This window comes from Levilactobacillus sp. HBUAS70063, from assembly GCF_038374745.1.
Classification (GTDB): Bacteria; Bacillota; Bacilli; order Lactobacillales; family Lactobacillaceae; genus Levilactobacillus.
This window is the reverse complement of record NZ_JBANSM010000006.1, coordinates 100619-117018: the sequence shown is the minus strand read 5'-3', so window position 1 is coordinate 117018 and position 16400 is coordinate 100619. Positions and strand designations below refer to the sequence as shown.

Annotated in this window: 11 protein-coding genes; 9 read left to right on the top strand and 2 right to left on the bottom strand. The window is 51.4% G+C overall.

What is annotated here, in order from left to right; all coding sequences use genetic code 11:
- Positions 1-13 precede the first annotated feature (13 nt).
- The 9 genes from V8I28_RS10095 (at position 14) to rlmD (ending at position 13055) form a co-directional block, all read left to right on the top strand.
- The gene (locus V8I28_RS10095; protein WP_341779998.1) at positions 14-1177 is read left to right on the top strand and encodes an ATP-grasp domain-containing protein; all 1164 of its coding nucleotides are present in this window, start codon (positions 14-16) and stop codon (positions 1175-1177) included.
- 365 nt (positions 1178-1542) lie between these two features.
- The gene (gene pcrA / locus V8I28_RS10090; protein ID WP_341779997.1) at positions 1543-3795 is read left to right on the top strand and encodes a DNA helicase PcrA; all 2253 of its coding nucleotides are present in this window, start codon (positions 1543-1545) and stop codon (positions 3793-3795) included.
- 23 nt (positions 3796-3818) lie between these two features.
- Positions 3819-5852: an NAD-dependent DNA ligase LigA gene (ligA, locus tag V8I28_RS10085; RefSeq protein ID WP_341779996.1), complete on the top strand. Its 2034-nt coding sequence runs from the start codon at positions 3819-3821 to the stop codon at positions 5850-5852.
- Entirely contained in the window at positions 5852-7021 is a 1170-nt protein-coding gene (locus V8I28_RS10080; RefSeq protein WP_341779995.1) for a CamS family sex pheromone protein, read from the top strand. Before ligA ends, V8I28_RS10080 begins: the two co-directional genes overlap by 1 nt.
- A gap of 363 nt (positions 7022-7384) precedes the next feature.
- Positions 7385-7693: an Asp-tRNA(Asn)/Glu-tRNA(Gln) amidotransferase subunit GatC gene (gatC, locus tag V8I28_RS10075; protein ID WP_341779994.1), complete on the top strand. Its 309-nt coding sequence runs from the start codon at positions 7385-7387 to the stop codon at positions 7691-7693.
- 3 nt (positions 7694-7696) lie between these two features.
- Positions 7697-9166, top strand: a complete 1470-nt coding sequence (gatA, locus tag V8I28_RS10070; RefSeq protein ID WP_341779993.1) for an Asp-tRNA(Asn)/Glu-tRNA(Gln) amidotransferase subunit GatA — start codon at positions 7697-7699, stop codon at positions 9164-9166.
- A complete protein-coding gene (gatB, locus tag V8I28_RS10065) occupies positions 9166-10587 on the top strand; it encodes an Asp-tRNA(Asn)/Glu-tRNA(Gln) amidotransferase subunit GatB (protein ID WP_341779992.1) in 1422 nt (473 codons plus the stop codon). Before gatA ends, gatB begins: the two co-directional genes overlap by 1 nt.
- A gap of 17 nt (positions 10588-10604) precedes the next feature.
- Positions 10605-11618 (top strand): diacylglycerol kinase, encoded by a 1014-nt coding sequence (locus V8I28_RS10060; protein WP_341779991.1) that lies wholly within the window; start codon positions 10605-10607, stop codon positions 11616-11618.
- Between the two features lie 63 nt (positions 11619-11681).
- Entirely contained in the window at positions 11682-13055 is a 1374-nt protein-coding gene (rlmD, locus tag V8I28_RS10055) for a 23S rRNA (uracil(1939)-C(5))-methyltransferase RlmD (protein WP_341779990.1), read from the top strand.
- 309 nt (positions 13056-13364) lie between these two features.
- Here the strand turns inward: rlmD and V8I28_RS10050 are convergent, their stop codons facing one another.
- Positions 13365-15077, bottom strand: a complete 1713-nt coding sequence (locus V8I28_RS10050) for an MFS transporter (protein WP_341779989.1) — start codon at positions 15075-15077, stop codon at positions 13365-13367.
- A gap of 153 nt (positions 15078-15230) precedes the next feature.
- Positions 15231-16292, bottom strand: coding sequence for an IS30 family transposase (locus V8I28_RS10045; RefSeq protein ID WP_445928204.1), 1062 nt, complete (start codon positions 16290-16292; stop codon positions 15231-15233).
- Between the last annotated feature and the right edge of the window lie 108 nt (positions 16293-16400).

Sequence of the window (16400 nt, the reverse complement as noted above, 5' to 3'; positions counted from 1 at the left end):
AGTAGGGAGCAAATTGGCGAACACAGTCTTATATCCTGGAGATACCATTGGCGTCATCGGAAACAGTGCCAACGCGGCCATGTTAGTGACCACCGCGCGGAAGATGGGCTTGCGGGTTGGCGCGTACGGCGCTGATGAAACCAGTGAAGCATTACAATTAGCAGATTTTAAAGCGATTGGCGGCAACAAGGATCGCGACAAGCTGCAGCATTTTGCGGAGAGTTGTGCGGCCATCGTGTATGATTCCGATCAAGTCAGCACCGACGTTGTGAAGTTCTTGGCCCAATACACACGGATTCCCCAGGGTTCGGATATGCTCGAAATGATGCAGGACCGGCTGCTTGAACGGGCGTTTTTTGAACAGTTAAACGTCAACATTGCGCCGTACGCCACCATCATTAGCCTCGATGACGTGTACCAATCCATTAATTCCATTGGGTACCCTTGTGTGCTCAAGCCGATCCAAAAGGAATGGTCGCGCGGTCGGGAGCTGGTCATTAAGACCCAGACCGATATCGCCAAGGCGGCCGGACTCTTGGACTGGGGCACCTACATCCTGGAATCCCAGATCGCTTATGACCGCGAGTACTCAATCATCGTGGCCCGCGACCAGGACGGCAACGGCCAAGCCTTTCCGATTACGGAAACGCAGTCCGTCGACGACCGGCCGATTCGGACGTGGGTACCGGCGCAGGTCGATGAGGCCGTGGCCAGCGAAATCCAACGCATTGCCACCGAAGTGACCAAGCACGTGAACTACGTGGGGGTCTTCGAGGTGTCCTTCTATCTCACCAGCAGCGGGGCCATCTACGTCAAGAAGATTGTGCCGGCGCCAAGTGAGACGGGCTACGTCTTCGAAGCCGCTGCTAACATCACGGAGTTCGACCAACATTTGCGGGCCATCGCGGGCTTGCCACTAGCCTCGGCCCGGATCTTAACGCCGGCCGTCACCGCGGCCTTTACCACCGCGCAGCTACCGGCGATGCGGACCCAGTGGCAACTGAAGGCCAACTGGCACTTCACGTTCTACCACCTCAAGCACCAAGAAGATGATGACCTGATGGGCCACATCGCCGTTCAGGGCGACAGCATCAAACCGATCTTGGATCAGCTGGACGATACCGGCATCTGGTCGGACACGCCGGACGACTCGGCCAACGCGTCTACCGACGATTAATTAATCAGAATGAAACGACTGCACCGTCTCGAAAAGAAAGTCTTCGGGGCGGTGCAGTTTTGGCGTTAAGGCCGGTGCGTCAAGCCTTGGAAACCGAATCATAAGTGAAGTCATAAGAGTTTTTCAAAAATCGGATAAAAGGGTAGGCTAACCGGGTGACGTTTGGTAAAATGGTGAAGGATTAGAAAAGGGGAACGTATGTGCGCGATTGGTAATCGACCAGCGCTAAAATATCGGGGACTACGGGGATTAATCTCCCAGAAACGACCAGGACCGTTGCCGAGATTGTCGGGTCTAACGGTGTCGTTACCCCTAGAATTTTGCTATAATAGTCAGGACTAACTACAGAGAGGATTGTGTTCACGGTGGCAGGAGAAGAATTGTTAACTGGCATGAATGATAAACAAACGGAGGCGGTGCTTCAGACGGAGGGCCCCCTTCTGGTATTGGCGGGTGCCGGTAGTGGGAAGACGCGGGTCTTGACGCACCGAGTGGCCTACCTCATTGAGCACAACAACGTGATGCCGTGGCGGATTCTGGCGATTACCTTTACCAATAAGGCCGCCAAGGAAATGCGAGAACGGGTGGCCAAGCTGCTGGGACCGGACGGCAATGACGTCTGGGTCTCCACGTTCCACGCCCTGTGTGTCCGGATTTTACGGCGCGATGCCGACAGATTGGGGTACAACCGGGCCTTCACCATTGCCGATACCGGCGAGCAACGGACGCTAATTAAGCGGGTCTTACAGGAGCTGAACCTGGACGTCAAGAAGTTTGACCCCCGTTCGGTGCTGGGAGCTATTTCAAATGCCAAGAACGCGTTGCAGACGCCAGCCATGATGCGTGAGACCGCGGGGAATCCTTTTGAGACCACGGTCGCCGACGTTTACGAAAACTATCAGCGGCAATTACAGGCCAATCAGGCGATGGACTTTGACGACCTGATCATGCTGACGATTAAATTATTTAACGACAATCAAGACGTCTTGGCCCACTACCAGGACAAGTTCCAATACATCCACGTGGACGAATACCAGGATACCAACGATGCCCAGTACATGCTGGTTAACATGCTGGCCAAGAAGTACCAGAACCTCTGCGTTGTGGGGGATGGCGACCAAAGTATTTACGGTTGGCGGGGGGCCAACATGGAAAATATTTTGAACTTTGAGCACGACTATCCGGACGCTCACGTCACCTTGCTGGAACAGAATTACCGGTCCACCAAGACCATCTTAAAGGCGGCTAACGACGTCATTCAACGCAACGTGAACCGGAAGAAAAAGGACCTCTGGACGGAGAATCCGGAGGGCGAACCCATCTCGTATTACCGGGGGCAAAATGAAAACGATGAGGCCCATTACGTGGTGGCCAAGATTCAGGAAGAACGGGAGAAGAACCATCACGATTACGGTGACTTCGCCATCCTGTACCGGACCAACGCCCAGTCTCGGGTGATTGAAGAAACGCTGGTCAAGGCCAACATTCCGTACACCATGGTCGGGGGCCACAAGTTCTACGACCGCAAGGAAATTCGGGACGTCTTGGCCTACCTGACGTTGATTGCCAACCCGGCGGACTCCATGAGCCTGGAACGGATTATCAACGAACCTAAGCGGGGGATCGGTGCCACCAGCCTGACCAAGCTCCGTGACTTCGCCGACTTTAACGGCTGGAGCGAGCTGGAGGCTACGCAAAACATCAGTTTGGCCACGAACCTGGGCGCCCGGATTCGCAATGCCATGGAAAAGTTCGGTTTGACCATCAAGGCGGTGCAGGACCAAGCGGCCACGGCCAGCGTGTCGGACATCACCAGTCAATTACTGGACCAAACCGGCTACATGGCGGCCTTGAAGGCGTCCAAGTCGTTGGAAGCCGAGACACGTATCGAAAACATTCAAGAATTCCTGTCCGTCACGCAAAAGTTCGATGACAGTTGGGATAACGAGGATCACGATGAAAATGACGACCGTTTGGTAGAATTCCTCGCCGATTTGGCGTTGGTTTCGGCCCAAGACGACGTCGACGAAGAACCCGCCGAAGTGACCTTGATGACGTTGCACGCCGCCAAGGGGCTGGAATTCCCGGTCATCTTCCTGATGGGACTGGAAGAGGGCATCTTCCCGCTGTCACGAGCCCTGCTCGAAGACGACCAATTGGAGGAAGAACGGCGGTTGGCCTACGTGGGGATCACGCGTGCCCAACAGAAACTGTACCTGACCAACGCTTATTCACGGATGCTCTACGGTCGGCGGCAGAATAACCCTGAGTCGCGGTTCGTGACCGAAATCGCGCCGGAATTGTTGCATCTGGACTACAGCGAAAGCAAGTCGGGCCTGACGCCAAGCCGGCGAGATGTGCCATTTGCTCGGCGAACTGCCAGTGCCGTGGCACAACCGTACCATGGCAAGACCGGTCGGATCACGGAACCCACCGGCACCGGTGCCGGCAAGGTTGCCTGGAACATTGGCGACAAGGCCAGCCACAAGAAGTGGGGCGTTGGGACCGTGGTCAAGGTCAGTGGGACTGGCGAAGACGCGGAATTAGACATTGCCTTTCCAGAACAAGGCGTTAAGCGGCTGTTGGCCGCCTTTGCGCCCATCAAGCGGGTTGACTAACTAAGTTAACGTGGGAGGATAACATGACTGATAAGCCCATTAATACTTTAACGGAACAACAGGCTGCCGAGGAAGCAACCGATTTACGCCCCCAACTACTCAAGTGGGGGAAACAATACTACGATGCCGATGCGCCGGCCGTGGAAGACGACGTCTATGACCGCGTCTATGCCCGGCTGGTCGCCTTGGAGACGGCCTTTCCTAACATTGTGACGCCGGATTCTCCGACCCAACGTGTGGGAGGGACGACGCGCGGCGACCTGCCCAAGGTCACCCACGAGATTCCCATGCTGTCGCTTGGCGATGTCTTTTCACTAGAAGAGCTGGGCGAATTTGACGAGCGCCTGCGAGCCAACGTCGACGAGGACTTCGACTATAATTGTGAGCTGAAGATCGACGGCCTGGCCATTTCGTTACGTTACGAAAACGGTGAATTCGTGCAGGGCTCCACGCGGGGCAACGGGCAGATTGGTGAGGACATTACCGCTAATCTGAAGACGATTAAGTCGATTCCCCAGACGCTGAGTCGACCGCTCACCATCGACGTACGGGGCGAATGTTACATGCCCAAGGCGGCCTTTCTGGCGTTAAACGAACGCCGCGAAGCCGCGGGGAAGGCACCGTTTGCCAATCCGCGGAACGCCGCGGCCGGTTCGCTACGGCAACTGGACGTTCAGGTGACGGCCGACCGGCAACTCGCCACGTTCATGTACAACATCGCCGACTACGAGCCACTCAACACCCGAACCCAGAGTGGGTTGTTGGATGAACTGGCCGAGCTGGGCTTTACGACCAACCCAACCTATCAGGTGGCCCACAATATGACCGAAGTGGGGGCCTACATCGACCAGTATCAGGCCAAACGGGCCGACCTGCCTTATGGAATCGACGGGATCGTCATCAAGGCCAATCCGTTGCCGCTCCAGCGGTCGTTGGGGGCCACGGTAAAAGTCCCACGGTGGGCGATTGCCTATAAGTTCCCACCGGAAGAGGTTCAGACCAAGGTTCTCGACATCGAATGGACCGTGGGCCGCACGGGGATCGTGACGCCCACGGCCGTAATGGAGCCCGTGGCGTTGGCCGGTAGTACGGTGGCCCGTGCCTCACTGCACAATCCGGATTATCTGGAAGCCAAGGATATTCGCCTGGGCGATACTGTCCTGCTTCACAAGGCCGGCGACATCATTCCGGAAATCTCGCAGTACGTGCCGGACAAGCGCCCGGCCGATGCGCAAGCCTATCCGATTCCAACGGTCTGCCCGTCCTGTGGCGCCAAGCTGGTTCACCTGGACGAGGAAGTCGCCCTCCGGTGTATCAACCCGAACTGTCCGGCACAACTGGCCGAGGGGATGAATCACTTTGCCTCGCGGAATGCGATGAACATCGCCGGGCTGGGACCGCAGATCGTGGCCCAGTTGTTCGACCGCAAATTAGTGACCAACGTGGCCAGTTTGTATCGATTGACGGCCGATCAATTATTAACTTTAGATAAATTTGGGGAGAAGTCAGCCCAAAACCTCTTGACAGCAATCGATAATAGTCGCAATAATTCATTAGAACGTTTGCTATTTGGTTTGGGGATTCGTCACGTGGGGGCCAAGGCCGCCCGGTCGATTGCCGCGAAATTCGGCGACCTGGACAGTCTGATGGCTGCTGACAGCGAGACGATTGCGGCCATCGACACCATCGGCGGGATTATTGCCGACAGCGTGGTGACCTACTTCAGCAGTGATCAGGTCCGCGACTTGGTTCAAGAGCTCGCCGATTTAGGCGTGAACTTGACCTATACCAGCGGTCCCAGCACCCCGGTTGATCCCGAGGGCCAGTTTGCCGGTCAACGCATTGTGTTAACCGGTAAGCTTCAGGAGTTGACACGGCCGGCGGCAACGGCCTGGCTGGAACAGCACGGCGCCACGGTTACTGGGTCCGTTTCCAAGAAGACGGACCTCCTGATCGCTGGGGAAGCGGCCGGTAGCAAGCTCACCAAAGCCCAGAGCCTCAACATTCCGATCTGGAACGAGGCCCAGTTGACGGCGGCAATGAATGAGAACAAATGATGACCTTTAGGAGGAAACAAGTCGTGAAACGGTTACGAACTTTTATCGCGTTGGCCGCGGTACCATTATTTCTGGCTGCGTGTGGTAATTTAAGTAGTTCCAGCATGTCTTCCGGTTCCGGGAGCAGCAAGTCCGGGGGTACCCAGCTGACTGGGCAGACCACGGACGGGGACTACGAAGGGGTCATTAAGAGTGGCCACTATCAGACCAGCAAGTCGCGGGGGGTCACGAACAGTCAGGACTCCGGTAACACTTATAATTTAAAGAGTTTTGAGAACGGAATGCTGAGCGTTTCCAAGAAGGTCTTCTCAACCAAGAAGTACGTCTTCCAGGAAGGCCAGTACCTGAGTAGTTCCACCGTGCAGAACTGGCTAGACCGCAAGTCCAAGTCCAATCCAGACGGCTTGAACCCAACCAGTAACGGGTCCACGTCGCCAACCAAGCGGAACCCCGTTTACATTCAGGCCTTAGAAGAACAGGACTACATGACCCAAAAGAACAATAAGTTGTCGCTAGGCGGCGTCACGATTGGGATTGCCGTGAACTCGGTCGACTACTACAAGAAGACCCAGTACGGGGCCACCTATGAGACCAAGATTGACAAGGCGACCGGCGAGGCTTACGCGAAGAAGGCCGCTAACACGGTCTTACAACGGCTCCGGAAGAAGTCAGCCTTGAAGAACGTGCCGATTGTGATTGCGGTTTACCGCCAGGCCTCTAACGATAGCTTGGTCGGGGGAACCTTCCTGGCCTACTCGAATAACAAGGCTGGGACTACCAGCGTGAAGAGCTGGACGGCCTTGGGCGATAAGAACTACGTCTTCCCAATCGAGAGTGGCTCCAGTAGCCCGAACAGTAACGACGAAAGTTCCTTTACGAACTTCAAGACGCAGGTGGAGAACTTCTTCCCTAACCTGAGTGGCGTGACCGCGCAAGCCCGATACAACGGGAAAACCTTGCAAGGGATGCACGTCAACATCACGATTCAATTCTACAGTCAGACCGAAATCATCAGCTTCACGCAGTACCTGCAAACGGCGGCCCAGAAGTATCTGCCGTCCGGGGTGCCGATTGATATCACGGTCTCCTCGACGGATGGGGTCCAAAGCTTCCTGTCGCGGTCGACCGGCGCGAAGAAATTCACGAGTCACGTCTTTAATAGCTACTAAAATTGAACAAGTTGGTTTATCAAGTTGTGGGTTATTTGTGTCGGTGGGATACAAATGACCCACAACTTTTCGCTAACGCACCCATTGTGACCGCGAGTTATTCGGCAGAAAATGAGTTGTCAGCCTCGAGTTGAACTGGTATGATAGGCTCTCAGCAGTCCACCATTGCCGCCTCTTTACCGCTGAAAACCACGACCACTTCGCGTTTGACCACTGGGTGAGCGCCGATCCACGAAAAAGCCGTCATTTTCTTGTCAGAATCTTTGGTGGCTCGCGGATATATGGTAGAATGTTATTGTGTGTTTATCTTCTGAATTGCGAGGGTAAACGGTAAATGCGGATAACTTAGAAAGAGGGATATTGATGGCTAATCGAATTAATCGAGACCAAGTTCAACACGTTGCTAGCTTAGCAAAGCTTGAATTTACGGATGCCCAATTGGATGCTTTTACGCCCCAACTGGATGACATCATTGGCCTTTTTGAAACGCTCAGCGAAGTTGATACCGACGGCGTTGAAGCAACAAGCAGTGTTTCTGATCAATTAAACGTAATGCGCGAAGATGTCGCCGACAATTGGGGACAGAGTCAAGCGCTCCTTAAAAATGCACCGGATGCCGCTCGCGGCTTCGTTAAGGTACCAGCCATCATTGATGAAAGCGAGGATAACTAACAGATGAATTACTTCAAACAAGATCTCGCCAGTCTCCACGCCGATTTGGTGGCTAAAAAGTACAGCGCCAAGGAACTGACCCAGGCGACCTTTGACAACATCAAGGCGACCGACCCTAAGATCGATGCCTTCTTGGCCTTAAACGAAGATGCTGCCCTGGACCAGGCCGCTAAGATTGACGCGGCCGGCATTCAAGACGACCAGCCCTTAGCCGGGATTCCAGTCGCCATCAAGGACAACATCGTTACCAAGGACTTAACCACCACGGCGGCTTCGAAGATCTTAGCGAACTTTAAGCCCGTTTACGACGCCACGGTCTCAACCAAGTTGACCAACGCGCAGATGGTGACGATTGGGAAGACCAACTTAGATGAGTTCGCCATGGGGGGCTCGACCGAAACGTCAGCCTTCAAGCAGACCAAGAACGCCTGGGACCAAACCAAGGTTCCCGGTGGGTCTTCGGGTGGTTCCGCCGCGGCCGTTGCTTCCGGGCAAGTCGTCGCAGCCTTGGGAACCGATACCGGGGGTTCCATTCGTCAACCAGCGGCCTTTAACGGTGTCGTGGGGATGAAGCCCACGTACGGTCGGGTTTCCCGGTGGGGCCTGATTGCCTTTGGGTCTAGCCTGGACCAAATCGGCCCGTTGACGCGTGGTGTCAAGGATAACGCCACCGTCTTGAGTGCCATTGCCGGTCACGACGATCACGACCTTACCAGCTCTACTCAAGCCGTGCCAAGCTTTGCTAGCGACCTGACCGACGCTGCCAGCGTGAAGGGTCTGCGGATTGGTCTGCCTAAGGAATTCCTAGGCGAAGGGGTCGATGAAGACGTCAAGAACGCCATCCTGGCCGCTGCGGACACTTACCGCCAGCTGGGGGCCACGGTCGATGAGGTCTCCTTACCACACAACAAGTACGGGGTCGCCGCTTACTACATCATCGCGTCCTCCGAAGCCTCATCTAACTTACAACGTTACGATGGAATTCGTTACGGTTACCGGGCCCAAGACGTTCAGAACCTGGAAGACGTCTACGTGAAGTCCCGTTCCGAAGGCTTTGGCGACGAAGTCAAGCGGCGGATCATGTTGGGGACATTCTCCTTATCCGCTGGGTTCTACGACGCCTACTTCTTAAAGGCGGCCAAGGTGCGGACGGTCATCATCAATGACTTCAAGGCCGTCTTGAAGGACCACGACTTCATCATGGGGCCGGTTGCGCCAACACCAGCCTTCGATTTGGGTGCCGAAATCAAGGACCCAATCACCATGTACATGAACGATATCCTGACGATTCCGGTCAACTTAGCTGGCTTACCCGGTCTGTCCTTACCAGCCGGATTCAGTAAAAACCTGCCAGTCGGTATGCAGCTGATTGGGCGGCCATTTGACGAAAGCACGCTGTACAAGGCGGGCTACGTCTTCGAACAAAACACCGACTTTCATTTACAAGTCCCAACGTTAGGAGGTCAAAACTAATGAACTTTGAAACGACAATTGGACTAGAAGTCCACATTGAGTTAAAGACCAATTCAAAGATCTTTAGCCCATCTCCCGTGGCGTACGGGGCCGATCCTAACGCCAACACCAACGTGATCGATTGGGGGTACCCTGGGGTCTTACCAACGACCAACAAGGGCGTGGTGGCCGACGGCATTATCGCGGCTTTAGCCCTACACGCGACCGTTGAACAACACACCCACTTCGACCGGAAGAACTACTTCTATCCGGATAACCCGAAGGCCTACCAGATCACCCAATCCGACAAGCCAATTGGCCACGACGGCTGGGTTGAAATTGACGTGGATGGCGTGAAGAAGAAGATCGGGATTTCTGAAATGCACATTGAAGAAGATGCCGGGAAGAACACCCACGAACGGGACTACTCCTATGTTGATTTGAACCGGCAGGGGACGCCACTTATCGAAATCGTGTCCAAGCCAGACATCGCTTCACCCGCTGAAGCCTACGCCTACTTGGAAGCTCTCCGGCAACGGATTCAATTCACCGGGATTTCCGATGTGAAGATGGAAGAAGGGTCCATGCGGGTCGACGTCAACATTTCCGTGCGTCCCGTGGGCCAAGAGAAATTCGGGACCAAGACCGAGCTGAAGAACTTGAACTCCTTTAACTACGTGCAACGCGGGTTGGAGTACGAAGAAAAGCGGCAACAACAGGTCTTGATGTCCGGCGGTTCCGTTCAACAGGAAACGCGGCGGTTCGACGAAAAGACCGGCGAAACGATTCTGATGCGGGTCAAGGCCGGCGCCGATGATTACCGGTACTTCCCAGAACCAGACCTGCCAGCCTTGAACATCAGCGATGACTGGATCAAGGAATTGGGCGATGCCATGCCAGAAATGCCAACCAAGCGGCGCGAACGTTACGTTAACGACTTGGGCTTGACGGATTACGACGCCATGGTCATCACCCAGACCAAGGAAATGTCCGACTTCTTCGACGCCACGGTGGCCTTAAAGGCCGATCCGAAGATGGCCGCTAACTACCTGCAAGGGGACGTTAACGCCTACCTGAACGATAACCACGTTGATTTACAAGCCACGAAGTTAACACCAGCCAACCTGGCCGGGATGATTAACTTGATTTCCGATGGCACGATTTCCAGTAAGATGGCTAAGAAGGTCTTCAAGGCGATTACCAAGGGCGAGGAACCTAAGGCCTTCGTTGAGAAGAACGGCTTGGTTCAACTGTCCGATCCAGCCAAGTTACAACCCATCATCGATGATGTTTTGCAGGCAAACCCGCAATCCATCGAGGACTTTAACAACGGGAAAAAACGGGCCGTTGGGTACCTGGTTGGTCAGATTATGAAGCAAACACACGGGCAAGCTAACCCGCAAGTCGTTAACAAGCTGTTAATGACGGCACTACAGCAATAGAGCAATGGAGGCACATCATGCGTAAACGGGCACGGGTCATTTATAATCCAACTTCAGGTCGTGAAGCCCTGAAGAAAGACCTGATTGACATTCTAGCGGTGTTTGAACAAGCGGGGTACGAGACCAGTGCCTTCGCGACCACGGCCGACCCTAATTCGGCACAAAACGAAGCGACTCGCGTGGCGAAAGCCGGGTTCGAGCTGATCGTGGCGGCCGGGGGCGATGGGACGATCAATCAAGTCGTGAACGGGATTGCTGGATTACCACATCGTCCTAAAATGGCCATTATTCCTGCCGGTACCACGAATGATTATGCCCGGGCTTTACACATCCCGCGCGAAGATCCGTTGGCGGCAGCGAAGGTGGTCTTAAAGGACCAGACCATTAAGATGGATATTGGCCAGGCGGGCGATTCATACTTCATCAACATCGCCGGTGGGGGACTGCTGACGGAGTTGACCTATGACGTTCCGTCCAACCTGAAATCCATCTTTGGCTACTTGGCTTACCTGTTGAAGGGGGCCGAGTTGTTGCCACGAATCAAGCCAATCGATATGGATTTAACCTACGATGGCGGGCATTTCCGTGGTAAGGCGTCCATGTTCCTACTGGCGCTGACCAATTCCATCGGAGGCTTCGAGCAGATTGTGCCCGATGCCGCCTTGGATGACGGGAAATTCACCATGATTATCGTCAAGACCGCCAGCATGCCGGAGATTCTCCGGTTAATGGGCTTGGTCTTAAACGGCGGTAAGCACATCAACGATCCGCACATCATTTACAAGAAGACCAGCAAGGTGGTTGCCAAGCCGGTCGAGGAGCGGATGATGATTAATCTGGATGGGGAATACGGTGGGGATGCCCCCATGAAGTTCCGCAATCTGGCGCAGCATATCGAGATGTATGCGAACCTGGATGCCATTCCGGATTCGGCGGTCACCAGTGAATCGCCAGAGGTTCTGGAAGCAGAGCAACGGTTCGTCAAACAGGTCGAAAGCTTACCTGATGGCGACCAATCAACGGAAGACTAAGATACTGAAGGGATTTTGCGCGAAACTTGAGGGGCAAAATCCCTTTCTCATTAAGGAGTACACATGAAAATTAAAGCACCAGTAACGAAGAATGAACGGCTTGACGTGACGATTGCCGACCTGACTTATCAAGGCATGGGCGTGGCAAAAGTTGACGATTTTCCATTGTTCATCGAAAACGCCTTACCCGGCGAAAAATTAACGATTCAGGTCACCAAGGTTCAGAGCCACTACGGCTTTGCCCGGGCCATTTCCTGGCAGACGGAATCGCCCGACCGGGTCAAGGACGTGGACAAGACGTATCGCCAAACGGGGATTGCGCCCCTGCAGCACTTGGCTTACCCAGCCCAACTGAAGTTCAAGCAACACCAGATTGCCGAACTCTTCAGTAAGGCCCACCAAGACGTTGAGGTCGCCCCAACCTTGGGGATGGCCAATCCGACCCAATACCGGAACAAGGCGCAGGTCCCCGTTCGGATGATTAAGGGCCAGCTGGAAACCGGCTTCTACCGGCAACACAGCCATGACCTGATTCCCTTGACCGACTTTTACATTCAAGATCCCGCTATTGACGCGGCCATCGTGAAGGTCCGTGACTTACTCCGTCAATTTGAGATTCCGGCTTACAACGAAATCAATGATAAGGGCGTCATCCGCAACATCATGGTGCGGCGCGGGTACTACAGCCATGAAATGATGATTGTGCTGATTAGCCGAACTCAAAAGTTGCCGAGTCAGGCACAACTGGTTGAGCAGATTCACGAGGCCTTGCCGGAAGTGACCAGCATCGTGTTGAACGTCAACGCTAAGAAGACCAACGTGATCATGGGGAACGTGACGCGGACGCTGTACGGCAAGCCAACGATCGAGGACAGCCTGTTAGGCTTGACCTTCGCAATTTCGGCGCGGTCCTTCTATCAGGTGAACCCACAACAGACCGAAAAGCTCTACCAGATGGCCATCGACAAGGCCGGCCTGACCGGCGAGGAGACCGTCATCGATGCCTACTGTGGGATCGGGACGATTTCGCTGGCGTTGGCTAAGCATGCCAAGCAGGTCTACGGGGTCGATATCGTTCCCGAAGCCATTGAGGATGCCAAGGTGAACGCGCAGAAGAACCATTTGACCAACGTGACCTTCGAAGTCGACAAGGCCGAAGACCAGATGGCCAAGTGGCAAGAGGCCGGCATCAAGCCCGACGTCGTCGTGGTTGACCCACCACGCAAGGGCCTGGCTGAAAGCCTGATTGATTCCACGGCGAAGATGGGCCCGCAGAAGGTCGTCTACGTCAGCTGCAACCCGGCCACGCTGGTCCGCGATGTCGCCCGGTTCCAAGAACTCGGTTACGCCATCGACGGCCCCATCCAACCCGTTGACCAATTCCCACAGACGCCACATGTTGAGTCAGTTACGGTGCTTGAACGTACAGACAAATAGGTCATAAACGCCGGTATTAAGGCATTCATCAGTGATTTAAAGTGTACTTTTTCCTTTCTGAATGATTGGAATTAGTACGCTTTTTATTTTTGGAGCCAGCGGTTCGAGTGTTCAATGTCCTATTTCGCTAGTCGAGTATGCGAATGTCCAGTATGGCAGGTCGAGTTGATTAGAGTGCTAATACAAGATTTAACAATTTTGCCCAAACAAAAAAACATGATCATCAATAAGATGAGCATGCAGTATATTAATAATCACGATGCTTCTTTCAATGTTTAGCCATTTGATTCTGCTAACGAAGCTCTTGTACTAAGCGTTTTCAGCAGAATGCAGTTTTCTTTTACTTTTAACTTTTTTCTTTGGGAAAAGGAAACTTACAAATGTGGAAAGAAAGACAAAGATAATTGAGTTTCTATATAGTTTGGTAAATGCTTTTCCATATTCGTTAACGGCAAAGCTTTTTATTTTTGCAATGGCAGCATTGGTATTCTGATTTATAGTTTTCAGTTTTGAATTTACCTTTATTGAGACTTGAGCATGAATTTGGCGTTTTTCGACATCTGAAATTGAACTAGGTTGCTCTTTCAATACCTGATAATAATTTTCTTGAATAATACGTTTCTTTTCCACTGAGGTAAAATGATTTTTTGGTGTACTAGTAGAAGTGTTTGACAGTGAATGAATAGCTTTTTGGATAACAGTCGTTTTCTTTTCTTCTGGAATATTTAATGCTATTACTTCATTTTTAATGTATTGTATAGAATGATTCTTCGCAGTAACCAAATTACCATATAAACCTGTAACGTAGACTGCAATTGCTAATGAAATCCCAATTTGACGAAGAACACCAGCCACACTCTGAGAAGCATTTAACAATGACCCCTTAAAATCTGAAGCGGCTAGCACAGTAATTGGACCAGTTATAATTCCATAACCTGTTCCTAAGATCATGCAGGTAATGACAACGAGAAATAGATTTTTCATATTGATTATGGAAAAAAGGATAAAACTCATTGTCATCAATATAAAACCGGTGGAAATAACTATTCGAGCTCCCAATTTATCAATAAGGATGGCGGCCAAGGGTGAAAAAATAAAAATCATTCCGGTAATAGGGGTAATTAATAAAGCAGCCTCTAGTTCAGTTTTACCTTGGATCTTCACAAAATAGGTTGGTAAAACCACAGTCACAGCGACAAGAAAGAGATTGCTGAGGAGAATAGTAATAGCGGAACCGGTAAATTCTCGGTTTTTAAATAGTACTAATGGCATCATTGGATGGGATGATTTGTATTCGCAAATGATAAATAAAAGTAGTGATATTCCTGATAACATAAATAAGCAAATAATAACTGAACTATGCCATCCCCATACCCTTCCTTGTACTAGGCCTAAAGTTAACGAAAAAAGAGTTATCATGCTTAGCAGAGAACCAACAAAGTCGATGGCTTCTGGTTGAGTAGGTTCATTCAATTTAAGTGTATATAAGCAAATAATAACAGAAATGATGCCTAGCGGTATGTTAATGATGAAAATCCATCGCCAAGAAAGGAAATTAGTTAAGCAACCACCGATAATCGGTCCTAATGCCGCAGCTAATCCCTGCGTGATTCCTAAAACTGCGATAACTTGTTTTCTAACACTTAGATCAACGCTATTGATACCAATAGACATTGATAAGGGAAATACGAGTGCGGCTCCAATACTTTGAACTGCACGTCCAATAATTAACATGGTCAGGTTATGAGCGAAGCTAGAAATAGCAGATCCGCTAATAAAAACAATAAAACCTAGAATATAGGATTTATGGGTACCGAAATGTTCAGCAATTTTGCCAAGTGGAATAGTTAACGAGGCAAATAAAATTGTGTAAATGTTCAATGCCCAAGATATATTGTTTAACTGAATTCTTAAACTGGATTGAATTGCCGGTAAAGCAACATTCATTACGGTAGTATCCAGCATACACAGAAAAATACCAATTGACATAGCGATAATGATCATGACTTGTTTAAATTTCATTATTTATAGCCGCCTCCTATATTGATGACATTAATATAAATTAAATTAGTATAGATGTCAATTATATAAAAGCGCAAATTGCAAGAACAAGTTAGCCACCCGATAGAATGCCACTACCAAGCGGTTCTTTCTGTCATTGGAGCTGATTAATGTTTAGCGCTGAGCCAAGTCAGCGGCGACGGCGAAGCGTTCGGCAGGAGTTTCGTAACCAAATGCCCGCCTAGGCAGTTTATTAAGACGGTCAGACACGCTAGTCACTTGGGCTGGACTGATGGTATCAAAGGACATTCCTTTGGGAAGATCCTGTCGAATCATACGGTTATGAACTTCATTAGTGCCACGCTCATTAGAGGTATATGGATGTGCGAAATACACCGGTGCCGTGTCAGCCATAACAGCCGTAAGCGTGGTGAACTCAGGGCCATTATCCGAAGTGATTGATTTAATGACGGAGCCGTACTGACGCTTAATATCACGCATTGCGTAAGCCACCGAATCGGCTTCGCGGCTATCAATCAAGCGCATGATTTCAAAACGTGATTGGCGTTCAATCATTGTGAGAATTACGTTTTCTTGACCATTACGGTGACCAACAACCGTATCGATTTCGAAGTGACCGAACTCTTTACGATCAGCGACATTTGCCGGGCGTTCATCAATGCTACGTCCACGCAGTCGATGGTGTTTGATCGACTTATGAACCGGCCGTCGCCGACTAGTTTTCTCCGTCAATTCGATGTTACGAACTTCCAGTCGTTGTTCATCAATGTAACGGTATAAAGTCTTCGTGCAGACCATCTCATCAGCTTGAAATTTTTTCAAATAGCGAGCGCGACCTACCGCGGCATCTGGCGACCACTTGTCAGTACGAAAATGGTTAATAAAATAGGCCAAGAAGTCTTTGACCTGACCGAACTTAGAAGGACGGTGACAAGACTTACGACAAGCTTCATACCGGGCTTGAGCGGCTTCCGGAAAGTACTTAGTAGTGAATTTACGCTTTCCATTAGCCTTCTTAACTTGGGACACAGAGCCACGCTTGAGCTCATTGTTAATAGTTTGCGGACACACACCAATTTCAGCGGCAATTTTGCGATTTGAAAGTCCCAAATGATGGAGTTCATCAATTTTTCCGCGTTCCATCTCAGTTAAATGGTGACCTTTAACATGTGGTGTGGTAGGCTGTTCTTGCATCAAGACGAAAACCTCTTTCATTGTTTGTGTAGGAACTTCAATGATGCCTGAGATTTACGTCTTGGTGTTTTTATTTTGTCATTTTTTCAAAGTGGCTAAGTTGATTTTACAACGCGCGAATTATATAAA